Source organism: Phaeodactylibacter sp. (genome assembly GCF_022763345.1).
Lineage (GTDB): Bacteria > Bacteroidota > Bacteroidia > Chitinophagales > Saprospiraceae > Phaeodactylibacter.
This window is the reverse complement of sequence record NZ_JALEGS010000063.1, coordinates 1-22,772: the sequence shown is the minus strand read 5'-3', so window position 1 is coordinate 22,772 and position 22,772 is coordinate 1. Positions and strand designations below refer to the sequence as shown.

18 protein-coding genes are annotated in these 22,772 nt (G+C 51.9%); 8 read left to right on the top strand and 10 right to left on the bottom strand.

What is annotated here, in order from left to right:
• Positions 1-58: 58 nt before the first annotated feature.
• The 7 genes from argJ to MRY86_RS17580 are packed head-to-tail and all read right to left on the bottom strand — an operon-like array spanning position 59 to position 8,838.
• The gene (argJ, locus tag MRY86_RS17610) at positions 59-1,270 is read right to left on the bottom strand and encodes a bifunctional glutamate N-acetyltransferase/amino-acid acetyltransferase ArgJ (protein WP_363325412.1); all 1,212 of its coding nucleotides are present in this window, start codon (positions 1,268-1,270) and stop codon (positions 59-61) included.
• A gap of 32 nt (positions 1,271-1,302) precedes the next feature.
• A complete protein-coding gene (argC, locus tag MRY86_RS17605) occupies positions 1,303-2,337 on the bottom strand; it encodes an N-acetyl-gamma-glutamyl-phosphate reductase (protein ID WP_293566759.1) in 1,035 nt (344 codons plus the stop codon).
• Positions 2,338-2,371: 34 nt separating this feature from the next.
• Positions 2,372-3,589: an aspartate aminotransferase family protein gene (locus MRY86_RS17600; RefSeq protein WP_293566760.1), complete on the bottom strand. Its 1,218-nt coding sequence runs from the start codon at positions 3,587-3,589 to the stop codon at positions 2,372-2,374.
• Positions 3,580-4,407 (bottom strand): acetylglutamate kinase, encoded by an 828-nt coding sequence (gene argB, locus MRY86_RS17595; protein WP_293566761.1) that lies wholly within the window; start codon positions 4,405-4,407, stop codon positions 3,580-3,582. Before argB ends, MRY86_RS17600 begins: the two co-directional genes overlap by 10 nt.
• Before the next feature lie 8 nt (positions 4,408-4,415).
• Positions 4,416-5,615 carry an alanine racemase gene (gene alr, locus MRY86_RS17590; RefSeq protein WP_293566762.1) on the bottom strand — a complete coding sequence of 400 codons (1,200 nt, stop codon included), beginning with the start codon at positions 5,613-5,615 and terminating at the stop codon, positions 4,416-4,418.
• Positions 5,616-5,627: 12 nt separating this feature from the next.
• On the bottom strand, positions 5,628-7,607 hold the full coding sequence (locus MRY86_RS17585; protein ID WP_293566763.1) for a hypothetical protein: 1,980 nt from the start codon (positions 7,605-7,607) through the stop codon (positions 5,628-5,630).
• Between the two features lie 7 nt (positions 7,608-7,614).
• Positions 7,615-8,838, bottom strand: coding sequence for a hypothetical protein (locus tag MRY86_RS17580; protein ID WP_293566764.1), 1,224 nt, complete (start codon positions 8,836-8,838; stop codon positions 7,615-7,617).
• Positions 8,839-9,158: 320 nt separating this feature from the next.
• Here MRY86_RS17580 and MRY86_RS17575 point away from each other — a divergent pair, with 320 nt between their 5' ends.
• The 3 genes from MRY86_RS17575 to MRY86_RS17565 all read left to right on the top strand — a co-directional run bounded on the left by MRY86_RS17575 (position 9,159) and on the right by MRY86_RS17565 (position 13,765).
• Complete coding sequence (locus MRY86_RS17575; RefSeq protein WP_293566765.1) at positions 9,159-9,971, top strand: inositol monophosphatase family protein; 813 nt, start codon at positions 9,159-9,161, stop codon at positions 9,969-9,971.
• Positions 9,968-10,870, top strand: coding sequence for a hypothetical protein (locus MRY86_RS17570; protein ID WP_293566766.1), 903 nt, complete (start codon positions 9,968-9,970; stop codon positions 10,868-10,870). Before MRY86_RS17575 ends, MRY86_RS17570 begins: the two co-directional genes overlap by 4 nt.
• Positions 10,871-11,377: 507 nt before the next feature.
• The gene (locus MRY86_RS17565) at positions 11,378-13,765 is read left to right on the top strand and encodes a thiamine pyrophosphate-dependent enzyme (protein WP_293566767.1); all 2,388 of its coding nucleotides are present in this window, start codon (positions 11,378-11,380) and stop codon (positions 13,763-13,765) included.
• Here the strand turns inward: MRY86_RS17565 and panD are convergent.
• Together panD and panC are read right to left on the bottom strand one after the other, a co-directional pair.
• On the bottom strand, positions 13,762-14,112 hold the full coding sequence (gene panD, locus MRY86_RS17560; protein ID WP_293566768.1) for an aspartate 1-decarboxylase: 351 nt from the start codon (positions 14,110-14,112) through the stop codon (positions 13,762-13,764). The two genes, MRY86_RS17565 and panD, sit on opposite strands and share 4 nt — an antisense overlap.
• A 156-nt stretch (positions 14,113-14,268) precedes the next feature.
• Entirely contained in the window at positions 14,269-15,123 is an 855-nt protein-coding gene (gene panC / locus MRY86_RS17555) for a pantoate--beta-alanine ligase (RefSeq protein WP_293566769.1), read from the bottom strand.
• A 188-nt stretch (positions 15,124-15,311) separates the two neighbouring features.
• Between panC and MRY86_RS17550 the strand changes: the two genes are divergently transcribed.
• From MRY86_RS17550 to murA, 5 genes are all read left to right on the top strand, one after another.
• A complete protein-coding gene (locus MRY86_RS17550; protein WP_293566770.1) occupies positions 15,312-16,136 on the top strand; it encodes a glycogen/starch synthase in 825 nt (274 codons plus the stop codon).
• Between the two features lie 239 nt (positions 16,137-16,375).
• Complete coding sequence (locus MRY86_RS17545) at positions 16,376-17,809, top strand: DUF4270 family protein (RefSeq protein ID WP_293566771.1); 1,434 nt, start codon at positions 16,376-16,378, stop codon at positions 17,807-17,809.
• A 392-nt stretch (positions 17,810-18,201) separates the two neighbouring features.
• Positions 18,202-20,040 (top strand): glutamine--fructose-6-phosphate transaminase (isomerizing), encoded by a 1,839-nt coding sequence (gene glmS / locus MRY86_RS17540; RefSeq protein WP_293566772.1) that lies wholly within the window; start codon positions 18,202-18,204, stop codon positions 20,038-20,040.
• A 20-nt stretch (positions 20,041-20,060) separates the two neighbouring features.
• Positions 20,061-20,783: a DUF4290 domain-containing protein gene (locus MRY86_RS17535; RefSeq protein WP_293566773.1), complete on the top strand. Its 723-nt coding sequence runs from the start codon at positions 20,061-20,063 to the stop codon at positions 20,781-20,783.
• A gap of 113 nt (positions 20,784-20,896) precedes the next feature.
• The gene (murA, locus tag MRY86_RS17530; protein WP_293566774.1) at positions 20,897-22,216 is read left to right on the top strand and encodes a UDP-N-acetylglucosamine 1-carboxyvinyltransferase; all 1,320 of its coding nucleotides are present in this window, start codon (positions 20,897-20,899) and stop codon (positions 22,214-22,216) included.
• A 72-nt stretch (positions 22,217-22,288) separates the two neighbouring features.
• Here murA and MRY86_RS17525 read toward each other — a convergent pair whose 3' ends face one another.
• Positions 22,289-22,573 (bottom strand): DUF427 domain-containing protein, encoded by a 285-nt coding sequence (locus MRY86_RS17525; RefSeq protein WP_293566775.1) that lies wholly within the window; start codon positions 22,571-22,573, stop codon positions 22,289-22,291.
• Between the last annotated feature and the right edge of the window lie 199 nt (positions 22,574-22,772).

The window sequence follows — 22,772 nt, the reverse complement described above, 5'->3', positions numbered from 1 at the left end:
AAGGCAGGTGCTGATTATAGCTCAACACCTGCCCCCCTTTCTTTCTGGCAAGTCTTAATCAGGTCGTATAAACCGAGTTGAACATTACATAATCCGTTGTCAGGTCAGCTCCCCAGCCTACGCCCTGCCCTTCGCCGGCATTCATATCCAGCCGGATGCGCAGATGAGACTCCCGAAGCAACCGCTTAACGTGGTTGCGGTCGAATTCAGCGGGTTTCCCTTTGTCCAGTACCTGTATCAAGGTTTCATTGTCCCCCAGGTGCAGGTCTACATTAGCATAGTCGAATGGCACCCCGGCATTACCCGCTGCACAAACGATACGCCCCCAGTTGGGATCGCGCCCGAACATTGCAGCCTTCACCAGGGTGGAGTCCGATATTTCGCGGACCAGCGTGCGCGCCACTTTGTCAGAGGGTGCACCGACAACCTGATACTCAATGAACTTGGACGCCCCTTCCCCATCAGAGATGATCAGCTTTGCCAGGTGGACCATCATTTCCTCCAGCCGATTGCGGAACAGCTGATACCCTTCATCCTGTTCTGACTTGATCATTTCATTCCCAGCCATACCGTTGCAGAGCACAGCCACCATATCGTTGGTAGAAGTATCCCCATCTACAGTGATCATATTGAAGGACATATCGACACCCTCTTTTACCGCTTTATTGAGCAGCTTAGGCTCGATGGCCAGATCGCAGACGATAAAGCCGAGCATGGTGGCCATATTGGGATGGATCATGCCCGACCCTTTGGAGATGCCCGCAATATTAATGGTGGTGCCATTCAGGTCGAAATCCATGAAACCCTCTTTGGCGAAGGTGTCGGTGGTCAGGATGGCGTTGGCCGCAAAAGAGCCCGCTTTAGCATCATTGGAAAGCTTCGCCATATTCTCGCGAATGCCTGAGACGACATCCTCAGTTGGGAAAGGCTCACCGATCAGGCCGGTGGAGGCTACGATGACCAGCTCTTTTTTGATGCCCAATTCTTCCGCGGCTGACTGTGCCATTGCTTCAGCTGCCAGGCGGCCCTGCTCGCCGGTACAGGCATTAGCATTGCCGGCATTGCAAACGATGAGCTGGGCTTTTCCACTTTTGATGTGCTCCCGGGAGAGTTTGACCGGCTCGGCTACTACTTCATTCTGGGTGAAAGTACAAGCTGCACTGGCAGGTACCTCCGAGTAAATAAGCGCCAGGTCGCGCCGCATCGACTTGATCCCAATGTGTGCGCCCCAGCATTTGATGCCCCGGACCGTGGTAAGGTTTCTTATCATTTTGTTGTTGGTGTTCATGCAGTATATAGGGTTTATGGGTTGAGTGGCAAGGATACAAAGCCACGGGTTTCAGGCAAGCCAAATTGCAGGTTCATATTCTGCATGGCCTGGCCAGCCGCACCTTTTACCAAATTATCAATGGCAGCTAAGGTGATGATTCGGTTGGTCCGCTCATCGTAAGTCGTAAAGATATCGCAGAAGTTGGAGCTCCGTACGTCCTTCAGGGTGGGCGGTGTTTTGCGCAAACGCACGAAAGGAGCACCGGCGTAGAAGTCTTCGTACAGCTTCTTAAGCGCCTGATCGCTCACCTCCTCCCGAACCGGCGTGGTATAAATAGTGGACAGGATACCCCGGTCTACCGGCAGCAAATGCGGTGTAAACTGCACCTGAAGAGGCTCCGAGCGGAGACCCGACAGCTGCTCCTGTATTTCCACGGTATGGCGGTGGGACTTCAGCCCGTAGGCTTTAAAATTATCACTGACGTTGGAGTAGTGCGTTGTCGGCTTTGCCTTGATACCCGCACCCGTTATGCCTGACTTAGAGTCGACAATCACATGTGCCGGATCCACCCAACCTGCATCAATCAGCGGTGCGAGCCCCAGAATAGCGCTCGTAGGATAGCATCCGGGGTTAGCGACTAATGAGGATTTTTCAATGGCAGCGCTGTGCAGTTCAGGTAACCCATAAACGGCATCTTCGAAGCCTTTGGGATGGGTGTGGTCTTTTTTGTACCAGGCTTCGTAGACTTCAGGGGAAGAAAGCCGGAAATCCCCGGACAGATCGACAACATTAAACTTTGCCGATTGGTACCCCTTCACGTAGTCCATGGAAACGCCGTGCGGGAGTGCCAGAAATACCATATCCAGCTCTGTTTCCAGAACAGCCGAAGCCGGCTGCAGGACATGATCCACCAGTCCCTCAAAGTGCGGATGGACGGCTGAAAAGGGCTCTCCTTTACGGCTTTCCGAAGTGATCATTTGAATTTCCACATCCGGGTGGTTGTACAACAAGCGCACAAGCTCAGACCCGGTGTAGCCTGTAGCGCCAACAATTGCTGTTTTGATCATCTATATGTAGGTGTCATTGTTTTTGTGGGTGGTTTCACAACTCGCCGCGCGATTCCAGTGCTTTGATGCAAGTGACGATGGTGTCTGCCAAGCGCTCCAGCTCTTCGTAGGAAATCACGAGTGGGGGCACCATGCGCAGCACGTTGTCGGCTGTGGCATTAGCGAGAACACCATGCTTCAGCATTTCCAGCACCAGCGGTTTGGTTTGGAAGTCAAACTCCACGCCAATCATCAGCCCGAGCCCGCGAATCTGGCGTAGCTTCGGGTGGGTACCCAGGCGGTCATCGAGCATTTCCTTCAGCCAAAAGCCTTTGCGCTGGGTTTGCTGCAGAATCCCATCCTGATCCATCGCTTCCAGAACGGCCAATCCGGCAGCACAAGCCATAGGGTTGCCTCCAAAAGTTGTTCCGTGGTCACCAAATTCGATGGTACTGCTTACTTTCTCATTGCTCAGAATGGCACCCACCGGCAATCCATTGCCTAAACCTTTCGCCAGCGTCATAATATCCGGCTGCACTTCGTAATGATCTTTGGCAAACAGTTCGCCCGTACGCCCTACCCCGCACTGAATCTCATCGAAAATCAGCACAATATTTTCCTTATCGCAAAGCTCGCGCAAAGCACGTAGGTAGCAAGGCTTAGCTACATTAATACCGCCCTCGCCCTGTACAGGCTCTACGATGATGGCCGCCACCTCTTCGGTAACCGCCGCGCGCACCGCCTCTATATCATTGAAGGGTACTTTCTGGAAGCCGGAAGGCATTGGGCCAAAGCCCTTTTGCATTTTCTTTTTGCCGGTAGCAATCGTAGCTAGTGTACGACCGTGGAAGGACTTTTGCATGGAAATGATGGTGCCGCCACGACCGTTCGAATGGGCATACTTCCGGGCAATTTTGATGGCCCCTTCCACAGATTCTGCGCCACTGTTGGAGAAAAACACCCGGTCCAGACCAGAACGCTTCACCAGTTGCTCAGACAGTTCTACCTGCGGCTCACTCACAAAGAAATTGGAAATATGCATCAATTTAGCAGCCTGCTCCTGTAGCTTCTTCACGACGTGTGGGTGGCAGTGCCCTAAATTGCAAACAGCAATGCCTGCCAGGGCGTCGAGGTATTCGTTGCCTTCCACGTCCCAGAGCTTAGCGCCCTCACCACGGCTGAACGCCAATGGCATACGGTTAAAAGTTGGCAGGTAATATTGTTTATCCACCTGATGCAAGGTGGCGTTTGTGGTTTGTTCCTCTACAAGCATATCTCTGTTCCTATTGAGTGGTTATCGGATTGCACGACTTCAGCGATGGTATCTGGCTTCGTGCCATTTATAATGCGGGCGTGCCGGGCACCGTGCTCCAGGGCAATTTGGCAGGATTCCAACTTGGGAATCATACCGCCTTTGATCACGCTGCCATAAAGCCCAGGCAGCTCTTCAAGTGTTAACCGCCGAATGAGCGAAGACGGGTCGTCAATATCTCTGAGCAGGCCGTCAACATCCGTTAGCACCAGGTAGTCCTGTGCTTTCAGCGCGCCAGCCAGGGCACCGGCGAACATGTCGGCGTTCACGTTGTAGTCCTGCCCCGCTTCGTCGGAAGCAATACAGGTAACAACAGGCACAAAGTTATTCGAAAGCAACGTCTCCAAAAGGCGGGTGTCTACTTTGGTCACGTCGCCAACCTGACCGAGATCGAAACGTTCGGTCTGCCCGTTTTCGGTCACTTCGTGGTAACGCTTTACCGCGGTGACCATTCGCCCGTCCTTACCAGACAAGCCTACCGCACGCATTCCTGCTTTATTTAACAAATTAACCAGGCTGCTGTTGACTTCGCCCTTGAGCGCCATCTCAATATACTTGAGCGCCTCCGGTGTCGTCTTGCGGTGGCCGCCGATAAATTCGGACTCAATGCCCACCGTTTTAAGGATATTTTTGATGAACGGGCCACCGCCGTGCACCAACACCACCTTTGTACCTGACTCCTGTAATTTTTTGATATTGGCGACCACAGCAGACTTTAGCTCGTCGTTGAGCATGGCGTTGCCGCCGTACTTAATTAATACTATAGGTTCCTGCTCCATAAATTCTTCTATCGGACAATTTTGCGGGGGATGGCAGTGGGCAAACGGCTCAGCATTTCATTGTTCAGCAACTGCGTATAATTGGTAAATGAACTGACGTTGATGGTGTTATTCTTCTGCTTGCCCAGCAGTACCACCTCGTCCCCTGTATTCACGTTTGGGATGTCGCCAATGTCCACCATAAATAAGTTCATATTGATCAGACCTGTGATCCGGGCTTTCCGGCCGTTTATCAGCACATAGCCCCGGTTGGACTGTCCGCGGGGGTAACCATTGCAGTAACCCACCGGGATGACGGCAATATCCATATCGTGCGTAGCCTGAAAAGCCGTACCGTAGCCAATGAAGTCTCCTTTTGGTACATGTTTAATGTCCATGATATCCGACTTCCAGGTGATGATGCGGCTCATGGGAGTATCCTTCATCTTATTCACGGACTGCAGGTGCTGATAGTAAACATCCGGGCTTGGCCAGAAACCATAGGTTGCCACGCCAACCCGCACCATATCGTAATGGGTTTCGGGCATCACCAAAGCGGAGGCGGAGCAGGCGATATGCCGGGTTACAGGCATATACTTTCGCTTCTTACATTCTGCCAGATAGTTTTTGTACCGTTCTTTCTGTTGTTCCGTCCGGAAGGTACTGCTTAGGGACTCAGCCCCTCCAAGATGTGTGCACAGCCCCTGAAAAGTGATGTGCTCGTTGTTGCGCTTGAGGAAGGTAAGCGCTTTTTTGAAGTATTCCTCTGTCATGCCGGTACGGTTGGTGCCGGTTTCCACTTCGATATGAACCTTAGCTTTGCGGTTTAGCTTTTTGGCTTTTTCCAAAACCAGTTTCAGCCGCTCGTAATTGAACACATAAAATTCAATATCATGCGCAATGGCCCATTCGATATCATTATCATACAGAATGCCCATGATCATAATATCCGTACCTGCTTTTCGGAACTCCAGTACCTCCTCCGCTTCGTAAGCTGAGGCCACTGAGATGTGGTCAACGCCAACTTTGCCCAGCATGGTCACGATTTGCGGTATGCCGTGCCCGTAGGCGTTGGCTTTCACCACACAAGACAGACGGGTTCCCTCGGATAGCTTCTTCCGAATAAAGTTGATGTTCTTTTTTAGCCCGGATTGGCTGAGCTCAATGCGGGAGGTGTGCTTGACGTTCCGTACGAAAGGCTCAAAGTGCCCGATTTGCTTTTTTGTCATAATTGTTTTTCGTTAAATCCACCGGTACTTCCGCCCCCAGCTTTCCTTCGATAGCTTGGTCACCCTTGCTACTGTTTCGACCGGCACTTGATGGTGTTTATCTTCCAGGCGGAGCTCGTTGAAATGAAAAGCATAGACCCGGGAGACGAACTCATCCACTGGGAGCGAAGACTCGCCGTGGCGCTCTCCATTCCCCCAAACCGTTGGCTGAATGCCCTGCCCCCAATCCTGCTTGCCCTGACTATTGGGGTTGAAAAAGTAGGCCCGCCATTCTTCCGACTCGGGTGCTTTTTCAATGCGCAACAAGGAAATGGCATGGTAACCCAACATCTGCGCTGAGGAGTCGGTAATGAAAATCCCCGTTGGCACCGGATAAATCAGATGGTGGCCGCCGTTGTAATCCGGATGGAAAGAAGCATAGAAAATACGCACGAACCCATCGTACTTTTCAACGGCGTGCAGTGCAGGGTTGTACACCGAACGGAAGCCCGTTTGAATCCAATGCCCATAAAAGGCAGGGTTTACCGACGCATGAGGGTCTTTTCCAAAGTGCTTTAGCCCGGCACGCTTCATCATTTCGTTGTAAACCTTGTCCAGCAGTGGGACCAAAACAATGGAAACCGGATCCAGCTGAAAGTCGAACTGCTGCGTCAAACCCTCAATGACATCCTGCGACTTGATCTGATCACCTTCGTAACGGAAGACGACATTATTAGTAGTTGCAGCATCGATCATCATATTGATGAGCTTGGCCGGTGCGTAGCGGCTCCACATGCTGATGCCTCTTGCAGATTGGCAAGTAGGGTTGTTGCCCTGACGGACGCCGAGCGGCAGGCCCAGCACACAGAGAATACCACCAATAAGCGACTGCATGGGAGACAGGTCGAAACGGGTCAGGTTACCCTGTTCAAGCCGCCTGCCAACCTCAGGGTGTACCTTGATTTTCACCAATCGGTTCATGGCGTGCCACGCCGTCTTTTGGGAAAAGATATTGCGCTGCAATACTCTTGCCAGCCCATACACCGCCTGCTTGTTGCCAGGAACAATAAAGTCCTGAATCATCTGATCCACAAAATGCTGATGCCGCTCGTAATCTGCCCGGCCATGAGCGTTCAGGGCCAGCACTTCCGGTACCAGTTCGGTATGATGCTTACGCACAAAGTGCAGCAACACCAACTGATGCTCTGAAACCAGACCGGTATCCACCATCATCCTGCCCACTTCCTGACATTCCTGCCGCAGGGCATCTGCATCCAGGTTTTCGAGGGCGGTCTCGTATTGACCGGAAGATTTGTACTTGCGGGCAAGCTCTGTGGGACCGAAGAGTGTATTGATAAAATAGCTCAACCGGCGGTCCTGCTCTTCACTCAAATCAAGCGTGAGCTCCCGGTTGATCACACTCAAAATCCGCTTAATGCGGGTAACGACTACAGGTCGGTGCGCTACAATAACCTCGATTTTTTCCAGCAAATGAGGTTTAATCTGCTGCAGGTCGACCCGCTCCCGGACAATCTTAAAGAGCATCCTGATTTTTTTCAGTTCTCCTTCGGCGTACCGGGCACTCCATCCTTCGTGCTCAAAATCTTCAAAGGCCAGCTCAAAGGTATTGACCAACATATCATGGATGAAGCCTCTTGCCTGTTCAGCCGAAAAAGCAGGGTGGCTGATCCGGCCTTCACTGATGTTGAGTATTCGGAATTCATTGAGCATTTCGATAGTGCTCGTGGGCGAGCCCGCAAGCAGCGTGCCTCTTACCAGGCCGGGCACCAGATTATTGGGGTTTTCCCATACCGTCCCGTCAAAGAAACCGGATTCATCCAGCTCGGGAAGCCGGTGATAAAGGAGTTCCACCCCCTCTTCATTCCGGCTGAGTAAGTCGATCTGACTGATGAGCCGTTTCCGCTTGTCATCCTTATTAAAGGAAGGGGCATCCTGAAAGGCTTTCAGGCTGTGCAGGAAACGGTCTTCTAACTGATCTAAGGTTAATGCCATATATTATTTATACGTAAAAGGGTACATCTTCATAATGTTTCAACAATTCCCGCATGCGTTCGGGGTCTTCTCCAGCGAAGTTAACCGTACCGAAGTGATTCCCAAAACCGCTGCGCTCTGTGATTTTCTGCGGCCCCAGTGGCTCTACCAGATTATTGTCGAGGTAGTAAGGCTCTTCCAGGAGTTCTTCCGGGATTTCCAAACGGGAAATTTGCCCGGGCTTAGGGAATACCATGACGTTGCCGTACTTTTTCTCCGGCATATAGCCCTTGGAGGGGAAATACTTGTCCAGTTCCTCCTCCGACATATTGGGGTCGTGGCTGACTACGAAAGCGAGCAGTGCGTCAAAGCCATAGGCTTGCCCACAGAGGTCGAGGATATGTCCACCGGGAATCCGGCAGGCGACCTCGCCGAAATTAATGGTCTTGCCATCATCACTGACAAACCACTCCGGGTGGACCATTCCGAACTCTATACCGAAGATGTCCACCATTTTCTGCACTTCATTGTGAATCAGCTCTCGTTTGGCTTCCAGTTCAGGACCTGCGGGGATGAAGTTGGAATAGCCCAGCTTCACGTATTCTGTGATATTGAGAAAGCGGATTTTACCTTTGTGGATGAAGGCCTCGCAGGAAAATTCTTTGCCGCTCAGGTGGCTTTCCACTAGGCAGGGAAAATCTTTAACTGTCATCTTACGGTCAATATCCTCACGAGATCGGATAAAATGGTGCCCAACCGTACCGGCGGCTGCAAATGGCTTGGCGTGGAACCAGGCATCATCCTCGCCGGGCAATTGCAGTTCAGCTTCATTCAGGCGGTCGAGGAACTTATGGACATGTTCTCTATCGTAGACCTCTTCGAACAGCCCTACTTTCAGGCCGCCCAACAGGGCTTTGCGTTTCATCATTGCCTTATTTCGGAAAAGGAAGGCCCGGTTGAGTACGCGGGGGTCATCCCGATAGATCGAGTTCAGTGCTCCCGCCCATTCCACAGTTTCTTCGTAAAGAGGTACTGCTACATCGGCATTGAAAGGCTTGAGCAGTTCTACCAATTCCAAAGAGTTGGAGTGTGAACCAAACTCATCCAGCTTATATCCGACAAACGGAATATCATGCTCTTTGGCATAAGCGCCGAATTCAGGAAAGGAAACAACAACGTAAGGGAGACCAGATTTTTGTACACTCTCAATCACGGGCAGGCTCCAGCCCATGAGTGCAAAACAGTTAGCCATAAATATCTAAGGGTTTTATGATTTCAAAGATTTTAAGGACCCGGGCTTCCCCGGAGCCGCTTTTATATGAATGAAATTTTCGGGAATTCCAAATTTTTTCACTTTTTATCGCCTCACAAAGCTATTTTGACCTTTAGGCTATTTTTTCTGGTAATTAACTACTACTTAAACTCGTCAAATTCTTAAATCCGCTCAAATAATTACCAAAACATAGGCAGCGCCTTTGTGAACGTGCAAAATATTAACAATTTGAGCGCCAGGTTTGTGCTATCGAATACACAGATTTGCAAACTTCTTTTTTTTGGCGGTATCTTTGAGCTATGAACGCAACACACGTCTTAACTTTTCTTAAGCGGATCGCCCGGGAAGCTGGATCTATTATGATGGAACGGATTGACGGGCAATACAAAGTCTACGAGAAACCCGACCATTCACGGGTAACGGATGTAGACCTGGCCATCTCTAAGCTATTGCAAGCACAGGTGGAAGCTGAACTCACCGGTATTGGGCTATACAGTGAAGAATCGCCCAAGGAGGCCATCGACCGCAGCAAACCTTACATTATTGCCGATGAGCTCGATGGCACGAGCTACTACATAGACCTAAAAAAGGGATTTTCCCATCAATCCGCCTATTATCATCCTGAGCACGGGCTGTGCGTAGGCCTGGTTTATTATCCCCGGATTGATACGCTCATCTATGCAGTGAAGGGTCAAGGTGCCTTCATAGAGGAAGGAGGCGAAGCGCCACGCCGAGTCACCCCACCTGCCCCGAAGCCGATGGAAGCGCTCACATTCGCCCACCCTTTGCGCTACCGGGGAGAACGCTACAACAACCTTTACCGCAAATTGGGCGCTGATGATGACCGTATCCTCAGGACAGACGCCCGGCGCACGCTCATGATGGCAAAGGGCGAACTGGATGTTAATATATTTCTTTCTCCCCATATCCCCTATTGGGACCTCAGCGGAGAGAAAGTAATTGTGGAGGAACTAGGGTACAGCCATAGCTATCTCAACCGGCAACCAGTTGAATTCGGTAAGCCGCCTCCCAAACCCAACCTTGGCTACCTGATCTGCCCCGAAGAATGGAAAGAAAAATTCTTTACGGAAACTCCACGGCTGATTGCATGAGTAACGCCCGCACGCCCGGAAAGCTGCTCCTTTTCGGTGAATACACCGTCTTGCTGGGCAGCACGGCTCTGGCACTGCCCCTACCCCACCTTTTTGGCGAATGGGCAACCGGTTCTGCCCCACCAAGCCAGGATCTGTTGCCCTTCGCAGAGCACCTCCACTTGCTCAATCAGGAAGGGCGCCTACTGGCTCCTCTGGATACTCAAAGGTTCCGACAAGAGGTGAAGTCAGGCTTGTACTTTAGCTCCAATATCCCGGTTGGGTACGGTGCAGGCAGTTCAGGTGCGGTTTGTGCAGCAGTTTATGAACGCTTTGCCCGTCCGGCAATCTCAAAAGACAATACCGCCGCCCTCCCAACGCTGCAGCAACAACTGGCACAACTGGAAAGCTACTTCCACGGGGAAAGCTCCGGGGCAGACCCCCTTATCTGCTACCTGCAGCACCCGTTGTTGATTGACCAAAATGCCATCCGGCCGGTCTCAGTCGCCGCCCGCTCCAAAGACAGCGGCTTGTTTTTCCTGGTGGATACCGGGATCAGCCGGCGGACCGCGCCCCTCGTTCAGCAATTCAAAGCCAAGTGCGAGGCGGATCATTTCCGGGAACAAGCGCTGCACCAATTGGCTGCGCCAACCACCGCTGCCACCCATGCCTATCTGGAACAAAATACAGCCCAGCTCGAACGCGCCTTACTGCAAATCGCGACAGCCCAGCTCAACCTGCTCAGGGGCTTTATTCCAGAGCCCTTCCGGCCAGTTTGGGCAGAGGGGCTACAAAAAAAACAGTTCTATTTGAAACTCTGTGGTGCCGGCGGCGGCGGGTTTCTGATTGGCTACAGCCCAGACAGGCAATTGCCTGCTTCAATTGAGGCGAGCCAGCTCCACCCTTTGCCTGAGGTATAAATTCAAGAAAGCTGCTGACCTACCGGCGCAAAACAAAAGGCGGCTTCCCTACGGAAGACCGCCTAATTGTTTTTTCATACTAATCCAATAAAACAAACTACAGAACCTACAGTGACCCCGGGCACTACAGTTTTCCTAATAACCGGGCTCTGTAAATTCAGTAAAGATGAAATGCTAATTTGGAAAATCCACCAAAGCGATACGCTTTGAGATTATTTTTGATGCTGATAGGCGAACGTGATTAATATCGCGTTGTAACAAAGTTAAGCATTTTATTTTGGAGAATCCACATTCCGCCCCATCATTCCTATTGCCACTTCCGATTTCCAAGCCTTCCCAAGAACATACCAGATTCAGGCATTGACCGCCACCCACAACCACATTCGGGAATATAGTCGTATATTTGTAACCTGCAAGAGATTGACCCACATCCAATTATCTCCAATCGCCGGTCGGTTGACCACCGTGATGCCGGTACATTTTTGAATCAAGCGACGCCAAAGTATTTTGAAAAAAACGACTGTTCAACAAGATGTTCTACCTATAGCGCCCGAGGAGGCGCTGCACGATTATTACATCTGCTGCCTCAGCCGTGAGGTTAGCCTGACGATAAGGAGGGAAGTACTCACCGGCAAAGCTAAATTCGGCGTTTCCGATGATGGCAAAGAGCTTTTTCAGGTGGCTATGGCCAAGGCGTTTCGAAAAGGGGATTTCAGATCAGACTATTACCGGGGGCATACTTTATTGCTGGCGCTCGAGCTGGCCACCCCTGAGGACTTGTTTGCACAACTCTATGCAGACGCCGACAACGACCCCTTCTCCGGCGGCCGTCAGATGAACAACCACCATGCCACTCCGCTGATCACCCCTGAAGGCGACTGGCTCAATCACCGGGAGCGCTACAACCTCAGCTCTGACATTTCCACAACTGCCGGGCAGATGGCTCGCGGGATCGGCTTGGCGATGGCTTCCAAAAAGTACCGGGACCGGCCAGACCTGAAAGCAGAAAATTTCTCCGATAATGGCCAGGAGGTGGTCTTTTGCTGTATTGGGGATGCCTCAACTTCTGAAGGCGCTTTCTGGGAAACCATGAATGCCGCAGGCGTACATCAATTGCCACTGGTAACAACGGTAGCGGATGATGGCTACGGCATTTCCGTCCCCCGGGAAGTACAGACGACCAAAGACAGCATCAGCGAAGCGCTCGCCGGCATGGAAGCCAAATCAGGCACTAATGGCATGGGCATCTACAAGGTCAAAGGCTGGGACTATCCGGCACTATGCGAGGCCTACGAACAAAGCACCTCCCAAGCCCGCCTTAACCACCGCCCTGCACTGGTTCACGTGGAGGAGCTGACGCAGCCACAGGGGCACTCCACCTCCGGCTCCCACGAGCGGTATAAGTCCAAAGCCCGACTAAAATGGGAAGCCGAACACGATTGCAACCGTAAGTTTAAGCGCTGGCTGCTGGAGGAAGGCATCGCAAGCGAGCAGGAACTCGAAGAACTGGCGCAAAAAGCCCAAAAAGCGGTAAAACAGGCGCGCAGCCGGGCCTGGAAAAGATACAACGAGCCCATTCAGCAGGTTTGGAAAACCCTGAAGGCTGATTTCGCCCAACTGGCAACCGATGCAGGCACAGACCGCGCCCGCCGCATGGAGGAAGCCCTCAAAGCCCTGATCAATCCAGTACGGGCGGATATCATCAAACTGATCCGGCAAATGCTTTTTGCCACCCGGCAACTCGACTCACCGGAGCGGCAGCGCCTGCAGGCTTTCCTGGAGGAAGTCAACCAGACCATGGAGCAGCGCTACCATACCCACCTCTACAGCCAAACAGACCGTGCAGCCCTGCAGGTACCGGTAAATCCAGCCATTTACAGCGACGATGCACCGGTCTTGAATGGGTACGAAATCCTCAATCAGTTTTTCGACCAGGCGATGGACAGCCGGCCGGAGCTTTTTGCCTTCGGTGAAGACGTCGGTAAAATCGGCGATGTCAATCAGGGTTTTGCCGGGCTGCAGGAAAAGCATGGCGCAGAACGCATCTTTGATACCGGCATCCGGGAGTGGACCATCATGGGCTATGCCCTGGGCATGGCGATGCGCGGGCTGCGCCCGATTGCGGAAATTCAGTACCTGGACTATCTGATTTACGGTCTTTCTCCGCTTTCTGACGACCTGGCTACGCTACGCTACCGCAGTAATAGTATACAGGCTGCCCCGGCTATCATACGTACCCGCGGGCACCGGCTGGAGGGTATTTGGCACTCTGGCTCCCCGATTAGCGTGCTGCTGGGCGCCTTACGGGGCATCCACCTGCTGGTCCCCAGAAACATGGTACAGGCGGCAGGGTTTTACAATACACTGCTGCAGTCTGATGATCCCGGACTAATTATCGAGTGCCTGAATGGCTACCGGCTAAAAGAACGGCTACCAGACAACCTCAATACCTTTACGGTACCCATTGGCGTACCGGAAATCCTCAGGTCAGGCGAAGATGTCACTTTGCTAACCTACGGTTCCTGCGTAAGGGTGGCGGAAGCGGCCTGTGACCAACTGGAGGAAGAGGGAATTTCGGTTGAACTGGTGGATGCTCAAAGCCTGTTGCCTTTCGATTTGGAGCACCTGACCGTTGGCTCTCTTCAAAAGACCAACCGCCTGGTGGTGCTTGATGAAGATGTGCCCGGTGGCGCTTCTGCCTATCTGCTGCAACAGGTACTGGAAAAGCAAGGCGGCTACAGATGGCTGGACAGCAAGCCGGTGACCATTACCGCGACAGACCACCGGCCTCCTTACGGGACGGATGGCGACTACTACTCCAAACCCAATCCGGAGGATGTGTTTGAGCGCATTCTGGAAATGATGCAGGAAGCAGAACCCGAGCGGTTCGCTTAGCCTGGCAAACGGTTATCATCCGTTGGGAAGACGACCTTCGGCTGATACGCTTTGGCTTCTTCTTCTGACATCCAGGCGTAAGCAATAATGATGACCGTATCGCCAACCTGCGCGCGCCGGGCTGCTGCACCATTGAGACAGATCACGCCGGAGCCCCGCTCGCCTTCGATGACGTAAGTTTCCAGGCGTTCGCCGTTGTTATTGTTGACCACCTGCACTTTCTCACCATCAATCAGCCCCGCCGCGTCCATTAAGTCGCGGTCGATCGTGATGCTGCCAACGTAGTTGAGGTCGGCCTGTGTAATGGTTGCGCGGTGTATCTTGGATTTGAATCTTTGAATCAGCATGATATATTCCGAAAGGAATGAAATTTTGTTCAGGTAATAGTTTTCAGGCTCATTTAGATTATCTAGCCCTAAAAACGCCTCAATAACAATACAAAATTACGTAAGGTTTACGGGCCAGGGCTTCCACTACATGCTTTTTTTGAGGTGGACCCAGGTCTATCCCGGATAAATCACCCGGTTATCAATCAGGCGCACCTCTCCGGCACGGGCAGCTGCACAGGCGATTACTTCCCGGCCCGCTTCAAAGGCATCGACCAACTGCAGGTTTTCCGCATCCGCCAGCTTAAAATATTCGGGCACCAGGCCCGCTTCACGCAGGGCATTCAGGGCTTTCTCCTGTATTTCAGCCGGCGACAGAGCCCCTGCCCAACTGCCTGCCTCTGCCAGTGTTTGGTTGATAGCCAGTGCCCGGCTACGGTCTTCCGGCGAAAGCCGCACATTGCGCGAGCTCATGGCCAGCCCGTCAGGCTCCCGTAAGGTAGGGCAACCGACAAGCTCCACCTGCAAGCTCAACTGCCGGATCATTTCGCGGATGATGGTCAGCTGTTGGTAATCTTTTTGCCCCATGAAGAGGAAATCCGGCTGTACCAGATGGAGCAGCCGAAGCACCACCTGCATCACCCCTTCAAAGTGCCCTGGACGGTGCTCGCCTTCCATCACTTCTGCCAAATGGCCAAGCTCAACGTCCGGTACCGGCACCTCATATTCCACCGGATACACCTCCTCCACCTCCGGCATAAACAGGATATCGCACCCTGCTTTGTGCAACAGGTCGATATCTCTGCCTGGTGTACGGGGGTAATGCTCCAGGTCAGCAGATTCATTAAACTGTGTAGGGTTGACGAAGATGCTGCAAACGGTAACGTGGGCAGTATTTTGGGAAGCGTCCAGCAGGGAGAGGTGGCCTTTGTGCAATGCGCCCATTGTGGGAACAAAGCCAATTTGCCGGTTTCTGGAGCGATAGTCCGCCAGAAAAGCCTGTAAGTCCGCTGATTTCTTGAATAAATACATCAGGTAAAGTTCAAAAATCAATGGCACGGCCAATAGGGCGGCCAATCAGGGCGCAAATATAGACGTTTTTGTTAACAGCGCATTAAGAGCCAGACAAATACGGCAATAACAGCATTTTTTTGTTAAATTTGCAAACTTGTTCATTGAACCTTCGGTGACATCGTTATTTTTTTAAATTTTTACCGCTTATGAGTAAGACAAGAGTGCTGATTGTTTCGCAGGAAATGCAGCCTTATACCGCTGCGTCAGAAATTGCCAATATAGCACGGAAGCTTCCGCAATATATACAGGAAAACGGAATGGAAATTAGGGTGCTTATGCCACGTTTTGGCACAATTAACGAGCGCCGCCACAGACTGCACGAAGTCGTTCGCCTTTCTGGGATGAACATTATTGTGGATGACGACGACTACCCACTAATTATAAAGGTAGCCTCACTGCCTGAGGCACGCATGCAGGTTTACTTCCTGGACAACGAGGACTTTTTCAAGCGCAAGCGCATCTTTACGGATGCTGACGACCAACCATTCGAAGACAACCCCGACCGCATGGTCTTCTTCTGCAAAGGCGTTATCGAGACGGTCAAGAAGTTTGGCTGGACTCCGGATGTGGTCTTTTGCAACGGCTGGATGACGAGCCTTATCCCGCTTTACCTCAAAACAGCTTACAAGAACGAGCCGCTTTTCCAGAATGCCAAAGTAGTCTATTCTATCTACAACGGGTCTCCGGAAAAAACTTTTTCAGACGCCTTCATGGCTAAAGCCTCTATTAACAACCTGACAGAGGATGACCTGAGCGCCTATCAGAACGGCAAAGGGGTAACCCTTCACCATGGAGCGATCCACTTCGCCGATGCCTTGATTCAGGGTAGTGCGCAAATTGATGACAGCGTTAAGAAAGCCCTCTCTGATACCGACAAGCCCGTTCTGGATTATCAAGGTGAAGAAGGCTTCGAAGCGCCAATCAAGGAATTCTTCGAGACCCTCGTAACAGAGGAAGTGGAGGAAAGCTAGTTCAAAGACTCTTTACCATAATACCATTTTCAGCCCTGCTCGCCCGAAACGGTTTAGCAGGGCTGAATTTTTTCTTCTGTATACAACGGGCCTATCTTTTTTTTACTCTTTCCCTTCAGGTAACTACTTTTGCGTCTGAAAGACAAACCTGATCCATTGATTGAAATGCTCCGGTAAGTCTGGCGTTACAGAACAGGTGGAATCATCCACGGCGCGCGAACTTCAGCAAAAAAAGAACTATGAAACGGAATATATTTTGGGGGCTGGGTGCCCTCCTCGCCATTATGCTCATCAATGCCTGCGCTGATCCTACCTTGGTCGGAGGCGGGCTGCTTGATGAAGACCGGGCGGAAGTCGGCTTCTCAGATACCTTCACGCTACAGGTCGCTACGGAACTCAGCGACCCCCTTATGACCTATTCTCCTTTTCCTGTTTTGCAGGCAGACCGGTTCCTGTTCGGAGATTTCCGGGACCCGGTGTTCGGGCAGGCCAAGTCGACGATCAATATGCAGTTGGTGCCTCCACGCACCAACTTTTCAGCTGTGTTTCACCCTAACTTTGCGGACATCACCGGCGTGGACTCCGTCGTCCTGATCCTGCCTTACACACGTGGTGGGTTCTATGGAAAGACAGAAGGCGAAACCTTTGGGATCCGGGTTACAGAGCTGACCGAGGTTTTTAACGAGGACCTGGAGTACTTCTCTGATCACGAAGTGAGCATTGCCAGTGAACCACTCGCCGAACTCGAATTTATTGCCACGCTCGATAGTATATCCTATACCGACTACCTGGATAACACTTCACTGGCAGAGCCGGCAGAAGCCGATACGCTTAACTTCCCGCATCTTCGCGTCCCACTACCTACCGTTTGGGCCGAATCCCTGATCAGCTTTTATCTGGCAGATACAACGGTGTTCAATGAAAGCGACCGCTTCCTGGAGCGTTTTCCGGGCTTTCAGCTGGAGCCCACCGTACCCACCGAAGGCATGCTTGCTTTTACGCTGCAATCTATACGAGCCGGTGTTCATATTTATTACCGGGACAGTACTGATTCTCCCCGCGACTATCAGCTAGCTTTCCAAAACGACCAGCTTGACCCGATCGTGCAGTTCGCCACTTTTGAGCACAATTATGAAGATACCGATGCCGTTGAGTTTCTGGAAAATGGAGAGGAGAATGATAGCCTGCTCTTTGTTCAGGGCATGGCCGGTTTACGCTCAAAGATTAAACTTCCGGACCTCAGCGTATTTGAGAATGTTGCCATCAACCAGGCCTTCCTTGATTTTTACGTTGCCAGAGGAGAAAGCCTCGACACCGCTAACTACCCGCTTGCAAGGCAAATAGCCGTGAAGGCAGAAAATGACGCAGGGGAGGAAGTGTTTATTTCGGATATGATCTTTGCCGATAACGCACAGGTACCTTTTGAAGCCGGTTTCGGGGGCGTCCCGGAATTTATCGAATCCGAAGGGGTGGTCCGATACCGCATGGCCATTTCCACTTACCTGCAAGAAGTGCTGGAAGGCAGGATGTCCGATGAACTATACCTCATCCCCATCGAAAACAACGACCTTACCGATGCGAAGCGATCAGAGGTAGCGGAACGGGTACTGTTCTACGGAGGAGAGCACCCACAATTTCCTGTCACCCTGAGCGTTACTTTCACACGGCTGTAACATTGTAAACCGGAATATCTTATCAGAAGTGGTGCGGGAATCCCCAAAAGTTTGTACTTTGCGGACCCACGCCCATTTCGGGAAAAAACAGAACTCCGGTACAGCTCAAAACAACCAACCGGATTTCTGTTTTATTAGGACAACACTCACATAAAATCGAATCCTAATCCCGCTTAAATCCCAAGGTCATACATGGTTGACAGAACCTGTAGCTAGATGAATGGAATCAGAAGTGCGTTCGCCAGGTTTTGCCTGAGCTACGCTAAAGAATAAGTATACGGTAATACTACTTTGCTACCTGTTTACTTGCAATGCACTTTTCCGGAAGTGTTCAGTAGTCACCCGTACACCAACACATCATAATCATTGTACAACTTTAAACCCAAAGAGCTATGTGCGGAATTGTTGCTTACATTGGGCCCCGCCAAGCAAGCCCCCTTCTCATTAACGGACTGAAACTGCTGGAGTACCGCGGGTACGACAGTGCCGGCATTGCGGTACTAAATGGCGACCTGAAAGTCTTCAAACGCAAAGGTAAAGTTGCCGAGTTAGAAGCCTTCATCGAAGGGCACGACCACAGCAGTACGGTCGGACTGGGCCATACCCGCTGGGCTACCCACGGTGAGCCTACGGATATCAATGCCCACCCCCACCGCTCCGGCAATGGCCGGCTGGTGATGGTCCACAATGGGATTATCGAGAACTACGGTTCTCTGAAGACAGCGCTGCAAAAAGAAGGGCATGTTTTCGAGAGCCAAACCGATACAGAGGTTCTTGTGCACCTCATTGAAGAAATACAGGACCACGGCAATCTGCCACTCGAAGAGGCGGTCCGCCTGGCCCTGGACCGTGTGGTAGGCGCCTATGCTATTGTGCTGATGGACCGGGAACACCCCGACAAGCTCGTCGCAGCCCGAAAAGCCAGTCCCCTGGTGATTGGCGTGGGCGACGATGAATACTTCCTCGCTTCGGATGCGGCACCGCTCGCCGGGCACACCAAGCGGATTATTTATATGAACGATGAAGAGATTGCCGTGGTACACCGTAATGGCGATCTACAGATCAAGAATATCCAAAATAAAGTACAAACGCCTTTCATACAGGAATTTGACCTGCAGGTGGAAGAACTGGAAAAAGGCGGGTACGAGCATTTCATGCTAAAGGAAATCCATCAACAGCCTCAGACCCTTGCCGATTGCATGCGCGGGCGGCTGAGTTTGGAAGCGCCTTACGTGAAGCTGGGCGGCGTTGATGAATACGAAAAAACCATCTCCAATGCCAAGCGCTTCATCATTGCCGCCTGTGGTACGTCCTGGCACGCCGGGCTGATTGGTGAGTACCTCTTTGAAGACCTTGCCCGCATTCCGGTGGAAGTGGAGTACGCTTCGGAATTACGCTACCGCAATCCCATCATTCAGGAAGGCGACGTGGTCATCGCCCTTTCTCAGTCCGGAGAAACCGCAGACACCCTTGCTGCCCTTGAGCTGGCCAAAGACAAAGGCGCGATGATTTATGGTGTGGTCAATGCCGTGGGCTCTTCCATTGCCCGCCTCACGGATGCCGGTTCGTACATCCATGCCGGGCCGGAAATCGGAGTGGCATCCACCAAAGCTTTTACCGGTCAGGTGGCACTCCTGACGATGATGGCCATCAGCCTGGGCTACAAGAGAGGCCGCATCCCCAACTCCTATTTTCATAAATTAATCAGCGAATTGCACAATATTCCTGCAAAAATTGAGCGGGCATTACAGTGCGAAGAGCAAATTAAGTATATTGCAAATGAAATAAAAGATCGCCAAAACGCCCTTTACCTCGGCAGAGGTTTCAACTTCCCCGTTGCACTGGAAGGCGCCCTTAAGCTTAAGGAGATTTCCTACATCCACGCAGAAGGCTATCCGGCAGCAGAAATGAAGCATGGCCCTATTGCCCTGATCGACGAGGAAATGCCGGTCATTGTTATTGCAACTAACCGGAGCGCCTACGACAAGGTCGTCAGCAACATTCAGGAAGTGAAAGCCCGTAAAGGCATGGTTATCGCCGTCGTCACTGAAGGCGAAAAAACCATTAGCGAAATGGCGGACTATACTATTGAAATACCAGATACGGAAGAGCCGCTGACGCCGTTGCTTTCCGTTATCCCGCTACAGTTGCTTTCGTACCACATTGCCGTCATGCGCGGCTGTAATGTGGACCAGCCACGAAACCTGGCGAAGTCTGTAACTGTTGAGTAAAACAACGTCAACGAATTTTTATGAACGATCCGAACAAAATCGGGATGGAGTATAACTCTAACCGAGAGCACCTCATCATCCCGGAATACGGGCGTAATGTGCAGAAAATGATCCACTATGCGAAGGCATTAGAGGACAGAGCAGAGCGACAGGCTCACATCGAAAAGATCATCGACATGATGCAGATGATGCACCCGCAGAGCCGCAGTATCGAAGATTACCGCGAGCGCCTGTGGAAGCACGTCTACCGCATTGCAGAATACGACCTTGATGTAGATTACCCGTACGGTGAGCCCCCTACTGAAGAGGAGCACCTCAAGCGCCCGGAACAAGTACCTTACCCCGTTTGGGAAGCACGCTACCGCCACTATGGCCATAACGTGCAGGAACTCATCAAGAAAGCGAAGGAAATGCCGGAAGGCCCCAAGCGGGACGGTTTCGTCGCTACTATTGGTTCCTACATGAAACTGGCCTACCGCACCTGGAACAAGGAGCATTACGTTAGCGATGAAGTCATCAAATCCGACCTTAAAGGTTTGTCCAAAGGCGAGCTGACCATGGACGAGGACGAGAATATCGAAAACCTCGCTAAAGGCAGCAGCAACAACAATAATAATAACAATAACAACAACCGCCGCCGCTCCAACAATAAGCGGTCCGGTGGTGGCCGCTCCAGAGGCGGGCGCTCCGGTGGTGGCAGCTCCCGCGGAGGGCGCAGCAATTACCGCCGTAGCAAACGCTAGATGACCTCGGTCCTGTTCCCGAAATGATTACTGTTTCGGGAACAGTAATCTCTTCTTACATTCGACTTTCCTCCTTTTTGGGCTTACCTTTGCGGTAAAACCAAAACAACGCTATGTCTTTCGATGCCTTCGAAGTGCACGGTGGTTTGCCACTGAGCGGAAACATTACCCCACAGGGTGCCAAAAATGAAGCCCTTCAGGTGCTTTGTGCCACCCTCCTGACCACTGAACCGGTCACCCTTTCCAATCTCCCCAACATCCTTGATGTCAACCGCCTGCTCGACCTCCTGCGCGGGCTGGGCGTAAAGGTGGAACAAAAAAGCCCCCACTCCTATCAGCTTCAGGCCGATGCTATAGACCTTGGCTTCTTTGAAACACCGGAATTCCGCCGGGATGCCAGCCGAATCCGGGGCTCTGTCATGCTTATTGCGCCACTGCTGGCCCGGTACGGACAGGCTTTTCTCCCACAACCAGGCGGCGACAAAATCGGCCGCCGCAGATTGGATACGCACTTCGTCGGCCTCCAAAAGCTCGGCGCACATTTCGACTACGAAGCTGAAAAACGGCAGTACTCCGTTACCGCACCGGAAGGGCTGAAAGGCACCTACTTGCTGATGGATGAGATTTCCGTCACAGGAACCGCCAACGTAGTGATGGCTGCCGTCCTCGCTAAAGGCACCACACAAATTTACAATGCCGCCTGCGAGCCCTACGTGCAGCAACTCTGTCGCATGCTGGTGCAAATGGGCGCCAAAATCGAAGGCATCGGCTCCAATCTACTGACGATAGAAGGGGTGAACGAACTAAAAGGCACCGAGCACCGCCTCCTGCCCGATATGATTGAGATTGGCTCCTTCATCGGCCTGGCCGCCATGACTCAGTCAGACATCACCATAAAAGATGCCCGGATAGATCAGCTGGGCATCATCCCCACTGCCTTCGAGCGCATGGGCATCAAGCTCGACTTCGAAGGCGACAACATCCGCATCCCGCAGCAGGACACCTACGAGATACAAACCTTCATCGATGGCTCCATCATGACCATTTACGATGCCCCCTGGCCCGGCTTTACGCCCGACCTGATGAGCATTATGCTGGTCATCGCCACACAAGCCAAGGGCAGCGTGCTCATCCACCAAAAGATGTTTGAAAGCCGCCTGTTTTTTGTGGATAAACTCATTGACATGGGCGCGCAGATCATTCTCTGCGACCCGCACCGGGCTACCGTCATCGGGCTGGGGCGGAAAAACCAGCTCCGGGGCATCGAAATGTCCTCACCGGATATCCGTGCCGGGGTAGCCCTGCTGATTGCGGCCCTTTCGGCAAAAGGCAAGAGCGTCATCCACAACATCCATCAGATCGACCGGGGCTATGAGCAGATTGATGCGCGGCTGAGAGCCCTGGGAGCGCGGATTGAGCGGGTGGAGGGGTAAGGTAAAACCGAAATTGTAGCTGGGAAGCGGTTCGCCTACAGCACCAGCGACTTCAGAGTCACCACTCCGCCGCTATAGCTCCACTTCAACGCCACGCCAAAAGGCTACATAACCTTTTATGTGCTTTGCCGCCTCGCTGGTTTCCGGATAGTACCATGCCGCATCCTTATTCTCTTTTCCGTCTACTGCGATGGTAAAATAGGAGGCTTCTCCTTTCCAGGGACAAGTCGTGCGAAAGTCTGAATCCCTGAAAAACTCCTTATTAATGGACTCCGGTGGAAAGTACTTATTGCCCTCAACCGTTTTGGTCTCGTTGCTTTCCGCGATGACCTGATTGTTCCAAATTGCCTTAGCCATAATGATATTGGATTCGTGAGTGAACGATTGTACGAAGAGAAAAACGGGTTTTTTGAATACCCTTCCGCAAACTTCCCCTTGGTAGTACTTCGCAAAGAACAGCAGGCACTCACTTTTGTTGGATCATCAGTTTTTCATAAGTTGGTTAGATATCCAACAAAGCGCAAAGGCGACGAGACACGGGCAAGCATTGAGTAGG

Excerpts from the sequence above, each read along its gene's own strand:
- argJ (WP_363325412.1), bottom strand. The coding sequence starts at position 1,270 with ATGATAAGAAACCTTACCACGGTCCGGGGCATCAAATGCTGGGGCGCA.
- argC (WP_293566759.1), bottom strand. The coding sequence starts at position 2,337 with ATGATCAAAACAGCAATTGTTGGCGCTACAGGCTACACCGGGTCTGAG.
- MRY86_RS17600 (WP_293566760.1), bottom strand. The coding sequence starts at position 3,589 with ATGCTTGTAGAGGAACAAACCACAAACGCCACCTTGCATCAGGTGGAT.
- argB (WP_293566761.1), bottom strand. The coding sequence starts at position 4,407 with ATGGAGCAGGAACCTATAGTATTAATTAAGTACGGCGGCAACGCCATG.
- alr (WP_293566762.1), bottom strand. The coding sequence starts at position 5,615 with ATGACAAAAAAGCAAATCGGGCACTTTGAGCCTTTCGTACGGAACGTC.
- MRY86_RS17585 (WP_293566763.1), bottom strand. The coding sequence starts at position 7,607 with ATGGCATTAACCTTAGATCAGTTAGAAGACCGTTTCCTGCACAGCCTG.
- MRY86_RS17580 (WP_293566764.1), bottom strand. The coding sequence starts at position 8,838 with ATGGCTAACTGTTTTGCACTCATGGGCTGGAGCCTGCCCGTGATTGAG.
- MRY86_RS17575 (WP_293566765.1), top strand. The coding sequence starts at position 9,159 with ATGAACGCAACACACGTCTTAACTTTTCTTAAGCGGATCGCCCGGGAA.
- MRY86_RS17570 (WP_293566766.1), top strand. The coding sequence starts at position 9,968 with ATGAGTAACGCCCGCACGCCCGGAAAGCTGCTCCTTTTCGGTGAATAC.
- panD (WP_293566768.1), bottom strand. The coding sequence starts at position 14,112 with ATGCTGATTCAAAGATTCAAATCCAAGATACACCGCGCAACCATTACA.
- panC (WP_293566769.1), bottom strand. The coding sequence starts at position 15,123 with ATGTATTTATTCAAGAAATCAGCGGACTTACAGGCTTTTCTGGCGGAC.
- MRY86_RS17550 (WP_293566770.1), top strand. The coding sequence starts at position 15,312 with ATGAGTAAGACAAGAGTGCTGATTGTTTCGCAGGAAATGCAGCCTTAT.
- MRY86_RS17545 (WP_293566771.1), top strand. The coding sequence starts at position 16,376 with ATGAAACGGAATATATTTTGGGGGCTGGGTGCCCTCCTCGCCATTATG.
- glmS (WP_293566772.1), top strand. The coding sequence starts at position 18,202 with ATGTGCGGAATTGTTGCTTACATTGGGCCCCGCCAAGCAAGCCCCCTT.
- MRY86_RS17535 (WP_293566773.1), top strand. The coding sequence starts at position 20,061 with ATGAACGATCCGAACAAAATCGGGATGGAGTATAACTCTAACCGAGAG.
- murA (WP_293566774.1), top strand. The coding sequence starts at position 20,897 with ATGTCTTTCGATGCCTTCGAAGTGCACGGTGGTTTGCCACTGAGCGGA.
- MRY86_RS17525 (WP_293566775.1), bottom strand. The coding sequence starts at position 22,573 with ATGGCTAAGGCAATTTGGAACAATCAGGTCATCGCGGAAAGCAACGAG.